Source organism: Macrococcoides bohemicum (assembly GCF_003259675.1).
In the GTDB taxonomy this organism is placed as follows: domain Bacteria; phylum Bacillota; class Bacilli; order Staphylococcales; family Staphylococcaceae; genus Macrococcoides; species Macrococcoides bohemicum.
Map to the genome: position 1 here is coordinate 1 of NZ_PZJG01000027.1, position 375 is coordinate 375.

At 49.1% G+C, this 375-nt stretch carries 3 tRNA genes and 1 rRNA gene; all 4 read left to right on the forward strand.

The annotated features are described in order from the left end of the window. Positions 1-4 precede the first annotated feature (4 nt). The 4 genes from rrf to BHX94_RS12665 all read left to right on the forward strand — a co-directional run bounded on the left by rrf (position 5) and on the right by BHX94_RS12665 (position 375). Positions 5-119, forward strand: a 5S ribosomal RNA gene (gene rrf, locus BHX94_RS12650). 12 nt (positions 120-131) lie between these two features. Next, positions 132-207: transfer RNA gene (locus BHX94_RS12655), tRNA-Val, on the forward strand. A gap of 12 nt (positions 208-219) precedes the next feature. Next, a tRNA-Thr gene (locus BHX94_RS12660) sits at positions 220-295 on the forward strand. A gap of 7 nt (positions 296-302) precedes the next feature. Then, a tRNA-Lys gene (locus BHX94_RS12665) sits at positions 303-375 on the forward strand.

Genomic DNA, 375 nt, shown 5'->3' on the forward strand with positions numbered 1-375 from the left:
TTTGTCTGGTGACGATGGCAGAGAGGTCACACCTGTTCCCATACCGAACACAGAAGTTAAGCTCTCTAGCGCCGATGGTAGTTGGTCTTACGATCCGCGAGAGTAGGACGTTGCCGGGCAATATATACCCAGGAGGATTAGCTCAGCTGGGAGAGCATCTGCCTTACAAGCAGAGGGTCGGCGGTTCGAGCCCGTCATCCTCCACCATTTATTTATTATGCCGGAATAGCTCAACTGGTAGAGCAACTGACTTGTAATCAGTAGGTTGAGGGTTCAAGTCCTTTTTCCGGCACCATTTCTTTGAGCCATTAGCTCAGTTGGTAGAGCATTTGACTTTTAATCAAAGGGTCAGAGGTTCGAATCCTCTATGGCTCA